Source organism: Kitasatospora sp. NPDC057512 (assembly GCF_042802135.1).
Classification (GTDB): domain Bacteria; phylum Actinomycetota; class Actinomycetes; order Streptomycetales; family Streptomycetaceae; genus Kitasatospora.
This window is the reverse complement of record NZ_JBHVET010000548.1, coordinates 1-5951: the sequence shown is the minus strand read 5'-3', so window position 1 is coordinate 5951 and position 5951 is coordinate 1. Positions and strand designations below refer to the sequence as shown.

Below are 5951 nucleotides of genomic sequence, written 5' to 3'. Positions count from 1 at the left end.
TCGGACTCCGTGCTCCGGGCGGCGATGACGGCGGCGACCGCCTCCGCGACGAAGGTCTCCGCCTCGGACTTGTCGACCTTCAGTCCGGTCAGCACGCCCTGGCCGTTCTCCTGCTCCAGCAGCGCGAGCAGGATGTGCTCGGTGCCGACGTAGTTGTGCCCGAGCTTCAGCGCCTCGCGGAAGGTCAGTTCCAGCGCCTTCTTGCTCTCGGCGTCGAACGGGATCAGCGCGGGCAGTTCGTCGGCGGCGGCCGGCAGGGCGGCGCCGGCCACCGCCCGCAGGGCCTCCGGGGTGACGCCCTGGGCGGCGAGCGCCTTGGCGCCGATGCCCTCGGGCTCGGTGATCAGGCCGAGCAGCAGGTGCTCCGTGGCGATCTCGGGGTTGCCCGCCTTGCGGGCCTCCTCCTGTGAGGCCACCACGACCTTGCGGGCCCGGGGGGTGAACCGGCTGAAGCCCTGGCTGGGGTCGAGGTCGTTGAGGGTGCCCGGGTCCTTGGGGACGAAGCGCTTCTGGGCGGCCTGCTTGCTGACGCCCATGCTGCGGCCGATGTCGGTCCAGGACGCGCCGGAGCGGCGGGCCTGGTCGACGAAGTGGCCGATGAGGTGGTCGGCGAGGTCGCCGAGGTGGTCGGCGGCGATGACCGCGTCGGAGAGCTGGTCGAGCGCGTCGGGGTGGACCTTCTTGATCGCGGCGATCAGGTCGTCGAGGCGCAGCGGAGTGCTGTTGGGAACAACGGGATTCTCCATGCGTCAACCGTAGGTTGTCGATCCGGAGATCGTCAACCATCGGTTGACGCTATTCGTGGATGGTGTTCCGGTGTCCTCAGGCGTCCGGCAGCAGCCGCTCCCGGACGGCGGCGATCCGCTCGGGCGCGACACCCGCCGCGAGCAGGTAGCCGTCCGGGTCGAACCCGTCGAGCGCGGCCGCCAGGGCGGCCTCGGCGGTGGTCCCGGCCTCGGCGAGCGCCGTGTCGATCCGGCGGAACGGATCCGGCAGCCCCAGCATCCCGTACAGCGGGCGGATGTTGGGGCCGCTCAGCAGGTAGTCCCCGGCGATCGCACCCCGGTCGACTCCGGCCAGGGCGAGCAGCAGCAGGGCGGCCAGGCCGGTGCGGTCACGGCCGGCGCCGCAGTGCACGACCACGCCGCCGGGGCGGGCGCCGGCGATCGCGGAGACCAGCGCGGCGGCGGCGTGCGGGCAGTGGTCCAGGTACGGGCGGAACGCGAGCGGGGTGCCGTCCAGCCGCCCGTGGGCCTCCCACCAGGCGGGGCCGGCCAGTTCGTCCAGCGGGACGCGGATCAGCTCGACGTCGTCGGGGAGCGGGAGGAGCGGCTTGTACTCCTCGGCGTTGCGCAGGTCGACCACGGTGCGGACACCGTGGTCGAGGAGGGCGTCCCAACCCTCGGCGGTGAGGCGGTCCAGGTTGTCCGCCCGGACTATCGCGCCCCGGGCGGTGAGCCGGCCGGAGGCGGTGGGCAGTCCGCCCAGGTCGCGGACGTTCAGGCAGCCGTCCCAGACGAGCGTGCGGTCCTCGGTGCTGGTCGGCGCGTGCGTCGTCCGGTTCATGGGGCTCCCCGTTTCCTCGTCGGGGGTCCCGTTACCCCCTCGTTATGAACGACTCCCGGGAGATCCGGATGGTTCCTCGCTGTTCGAGTCCTCGGAACCGGCTGTTCAGGGAAGAGGGCGGGAGGAGTGACCGGCTGCTCAGGCGGCGGTCGGGGCCTCGGCCTCGGTGCCGACCAGCCGCTCCATCGGCTCGACCGCGATCTGACCGAGCATCGAACCGCCCACGATCGCGCCGACCAGGAAGACGGTGGACAGCCAGGCCATGGTCGACACCGGCAGGGTGAAGGCGCCGACCACCCGGGCCGCGCACTCGGCCAGCAGCGCGGTGCCCCAGATGCCCGAGAACAGGCGCTCGTGGCGGTGGAAGGCCCGCGACCCGGCCGCCCGGCCCTCGACCAGCCGCTGCCAGGCGGCGGCGCGCTCCCGTCGCCCCTTGGTGACGAAGGGCATCAGCATCGGGGTCATCACCGGGCGGCCGATCAGCGCGGAGACCAGGATCGCCACCGCCACGGTGCCGCTCAGCCCGCCGTCCTTGGCGATCATCATCCGGGCGTCGCCGGTGACGAAGGTCAGCGCCAGGCCCGCCAGGTTGACGGCCAGCATCAGGGCGGCCCACAGGTTGAGCCTGCGCTCGGCCAGGAGGCCGAGGACGGTCCGGGCGGCCGGGAAGGCGGTGCTCCAGGCCAGCGCGGCGAACTCGCTCAGGCCGAAGGCCGAGTGCAGCAGGTAGTAGCCGGCCAGCGGGGCGACCACGTCGAGGGCGAGCGGGCGGAGCCCGGAGACCAGCGGGTTGGGGGCCTTGGCGTGGGCGGCGCCGGCGGCGGTGGTGCCGGTGACGGCGGCGATCGGGGAAGCGACGGTGCTGGTGACGGCGGCGGCACTGACGGTCTGGCTCACGGTGGGTTCCTCCCCGACTGGTGGCCGCGGGCCACTGCCCGCGTCGTGCCTCCAGTCTTTCCGTCCGACCCTCCGTCAGAGCAGTGCCGTCCGTTGCGTCATCCGCGTGACAGTTGTCATGGCGAGCGCCGTGACACCGCCTCCGACCTGCGGTTTTCCGCTCCCGGAAGGCTAGTCCTCGGCGGGGAAGGTCCACAGCTCGCGGCCCAGGGTGTCCAGGCAGCGGACGGTGCCGAACCGCTCGTCCCCGGCGGACAGGAAGCCCCGTGCGACACCCGCCAGGACGGTCCGGGCGACGCCGTCGCCCCGGGTCCAGGCGCCGGTCAGCACCAGGGCCTTGTCGGCCAGCTCGGCGCGCCGCACCCGGGCCACCGAGGCGGCCTCCAGCGCGGCGTTGACCGTCTCCAGCTCGGCGGGGAGGAGGTACGTCTCGCCGGTGGGAGCGCGGTCCGCCTCGGCCCGGCGCCGCAGCTCGGGCAGGCCGTGGTGGCGGACGGCGGAGACGGCGTCGTCCAGCGGGAGCTGCCAGCGCGGCCCGGGCAGCACCTCCCACCAGACGTCCTCGCCGACCGGTAGCACCTCGCCGATCCTGGCCCGCCAGGTCTCGAAGCCGTACCGGGCGCGCGGGTCGGGCCGGTGGCCGGGGAGGTCGGCGACGGTCCAGTCGGTGCGGCGGACCACGCTGAGGTCGAAGGTGAAGGGCACTCGGTCGCAGGCGGGGCGCTCGACCAGGCCGAGCAGCAGCCAGTGGGTCTCGTCCGGCAGGCTGAAGGTCCGGCGCCACCCGGTGAGGCCCAGGGCGCGCAGGGCGGGGGCGAGGTGCTCGCGCAGGCCCTTCGCGTGGAGCTCGCGGAGCTCGTGGGCGGTCGTCATCGCGGTCTTTCCCTGCTGGTCGGGCTGCTGGTCGTGCTGTCGGTGGCGGTCCCCGGCGCCGGTGCCGGGCCCGCCCGTGCCGGCCCTCGGCGCGGCGGCTCGTACGGCCGGGAAGGGGCGCGTCATACCGCCGGGAAGGGGCGCGCGCCCGGGGCCCGCACGGGTCGTGCGTGCGCCCTCGGGCACGGCGGGTCCGGGTGGCGGGCCGGGCGCGTCGGCGGCCCCGGCGTCCGGGGCGTCGGCGGCCCGGACTGCTTCGCCTACCGACAACGTAGGCCGGGCGGGCCCCTTCGGGCCGTGGGCGAACGGCAGCAGTCCCCGGGACCTTGGCCCCGGCCGGTCCGGTCCTTCGGCCGGAGCCGAAGTGTTCGCCCGAATGGCGCATCATGTGGCGGGTGCAGAGTGCAGAGCGCCCCGGAGCGGGCACCGACGGCCCCGTCGGCCGGTCCGGACCAGTACCACCCGCCGGCCTGCCACCGGGCCCGGCGGCCGCCGCTCCCCCCGATCTGACGGAGGCGGTGCGGGCCGCGCAGGGCGGGGACGAGGAGGCGTTCCGGCTGCTGTTCCGGACCGTCCAGCCGGGCCTGCTGCGCTACCTGCGGGTGCTGGTCGGCGGTCGGCCGGAGGGCGCCCAGGACGCCGAGGACATCGCCTCCGAGACCTGGCTGCAGATCGCCCGCGACCTGCGCGGCTTCTCCGGCGACGGGGACGGCTTCCGCGGCTGGGCCGCCACCATCGCCCGCCACCGCGCCCTCGACCACCTGCGCGCCCGGCGCCGCCGTCCGGTCGCCGACCTGCCCTTCGAGCAGCTGGTCGAGCTGGCGGCCGGGGACGACACGGCGCGGGCGGCGCTGACCACGGTCGGCACCGCCGACGCGCTGGCCCTGATCTCCCGGCTGCCGCGCGACCAGGCCGAGGCCGTGCTGCTGCGGGTGGTCATGGAATTGGACGCGGAGAGCGCCGCCCGGGTGCTCGGCAAGCGGGCCGGCAGCGTCCGGATGGCCGCCCACCGGGGGCTGCGGCGGCTGGCCAAGCTGGTCGAGCCGCTCGCGTCCGGGGGCGGCATCCCGGCGGCCCGGAGCGCAGAGGCGACGGGCCGGGGCGACGGGGCGACGGCCCGGGGCGGCGGGGTGACGGGCGGCGCCGGAGCCGGAACGGCCGAGGGAACGGCGGACGGAACGGCGGACGGAACGACGGACCGGGCGACGGACACGGCGGCGGCCGGAGTGGGCGCGGGCGAGGCCGCCGGGCGACCCGCGGGGAAACCCGCGAAAAAAAGTTCTCCGCAGGGTGTGACAGAACGCCGGGCCGCGACGCTGAAGGACATGAGATGAGCACCAACCGATCCCGTCGGATCGACCGTGATGCCGCCGAGCAGCTGCTCGGTGGTGCCGTGGGCGGCCCGTCGGCCGGGCAGGACGCCTCGCTCACCGGACCGGACGGCGGTCCCGGGCAGCTCGCCCGGGTGCTCGCCGCGGCCGCCGCCCCCGCGACGGCCGGCGAACTGGCCGGGGAGGAGGCCGCCCTGGCCGCGTTCCGGGAGGCGAGTCTCACGCCCGACCCGATAGTGACCCCCGTCCGGAGACGATCGATGGCAACCGCCGCGCTGGCCAGGGCCTTCAGCACGAAGGCCACTGCCGTCGTGCTCGGCGCCACCGCGCTGTGCGGTGTCGCCGTCGCCGCCGGCACCGGCAACCTGCCGTCCGCCCTGGGCGGCGGCCCGTCCGCGCCGGAGCACACGCTCGCCGGCCAGGACGCGGCCACCGGCCCCGCGGCGGGCTCGCCGACCGCAGGATCGTCCGCGGGCGTGGCCCCGTACGGTGCCGTGGCGTCCGGCTCCGCCCGTCCGTCCGGCAGTGCCTCCGCCGGACCGCAGGCGGTCGTCCCGTCCGACCCCGCGACGCCCGGCACCCCCTCCGCCGAGCGGCGCGGCGCCCGTTCGGCCGTCCCGCCCGCGCTGCTCGGCCTCTGCACCGGCTTCACCGACCGTACGGCCAAGGGCGACCGCCCGGCCCGGCTGGTCGGTGATCCGATGTACGGCCCGCTGGTCACGGCGGCCGGCGGCGCGGACCGGGTGGCGGACTACTGCGAGGCCGCGCTCGACGACGAGGACGGCGACCACCAGGGCGCCGGCACCCCGACGGGCGACCCCGGCCACGGCGGCACCGGCAAGGGGAACGGCAACGCCAACAGCGGTGGCAACGGCAACGCCGACGGCAACGGAGGCAGCGTCAACGGAGGCAACGTCAACGGAGGCCGTGGCAACGCCAACAGCGGCGGCAGCGGCGGCAACGGCGGCAACGGCGAGGACGGCGGCGGCAGCGGGACCAGACCGGGCAAGCCCGGCGTGACCGTGCCCCCGCCACCGGGCGCCGTCTCCCCGCCGGACGTCCGCCCGAGCAGGTCCGCCCGGCCCGGGAACGAGCAGTAGGCCGGAAGGCACCCCCCAGGACTCCGGGTGGGCGGCGAGCGACTCCCCCCGGGCTCGCCGCCCACCCGGAACAGCACCACCCGCACCACCCGCACCACCCGGAAAAGCACCACCCGCACCACCCGAAGTACCGCACCACCCGCAGGAAGCAGTACCACCCGAAGACTCCGGGTGGCCGGTCGGC

The 5951-nt window shown here is 75.8% G+C and carries 6 protein-coding genes; 2 read left to right on the top strand and 4 right to left on the bottom strand.

All coding sequences use genetic code 11. The annotated features are described in order from the left end of the window. From ACFU6K_RS28765 to ACFU6K_RS28750, 4 genes are all read right to left on the bottom strand, one after another. Window positions 1–746: Clp protease N-terminal domain-containing protein (locus ACFU6K_RS28765; RefSeq protein WP_380667849.1), on the bottom strand; the 746-nt coding region annotated here is incomplete at its 3' end. A gap of 76 nt (window positions 747–822) precedes the next feature. After that, complete coding sequence (locus ACFU6K_RS28760) at window positions 823–1566, bottom strand: tyrosine-protein phosphatase (RefSeq protein WP_380667847.1); 744 nt, start codon at window positions 1564–1566, stop codon at window positions 823–825. A gap of 138 nt (window positions 1567–1704) precedes the next feature. After that, the gene (locus ACFU6K_RS28755) at window positions 1705–2463 is read right to left on the bottom strand and encodes a VC0807 family protein (protein ID WP_380667845.1); all 759 of its coding nucleotides are present in this window, start codon (window positions 2461–2463) and stop codon (window positions 1705–1707) included. A gap of 171 nt (window positions 2464–2634) precedes the next feature. Continuing rightward, the gene (locus ACFU6K_RS28750) at window positions 2635–3462 is read right to left on the bottom strand and encodes a hypothetical protein (protein WP_380667843.1); all 828 of its coding nucleotides are present in this window, start codon (window positions 3460–3462) and stop codon (window positions 2635–2637) included. Window positions 3463–3806: 344 nt separating this feature from the next. Between ACFU6K_RS28750 and ACFU6K_RS28745 the strand changes: the two genes are divergently transcribed. Together ACFU6K_RS28745 and ACFU6K_RS28740 are read left to right on the top strand one after the other, a co-directional pair. Next, window positions 3807–4670 (top strand): RNA polymerase sigma factor, encoded by an 864-nt coding sequence (locus tag ACFU6K_RS28745; RefSeq protein WP_380667851.1) that lies wholly within the window; start codon window positions 3807–3809, stop codon window positions 4668–4670. Beyond that, window positions 4667–5767, top strand: coding sequence for a hypothetical protein (locus ACFU6K_RS28740; protein ID WP_380667841.1), 1101 nt, complete (start codon window positions 4667–4669; stop codon window positions 5765–5767). Before ACFU6K_RS28745 ends, ACFU6K_RS28740 begins: the two co-directional genes overlap by 4 nt. Window positions 5768–5951 lie beyond the last annotated feature (184 nt).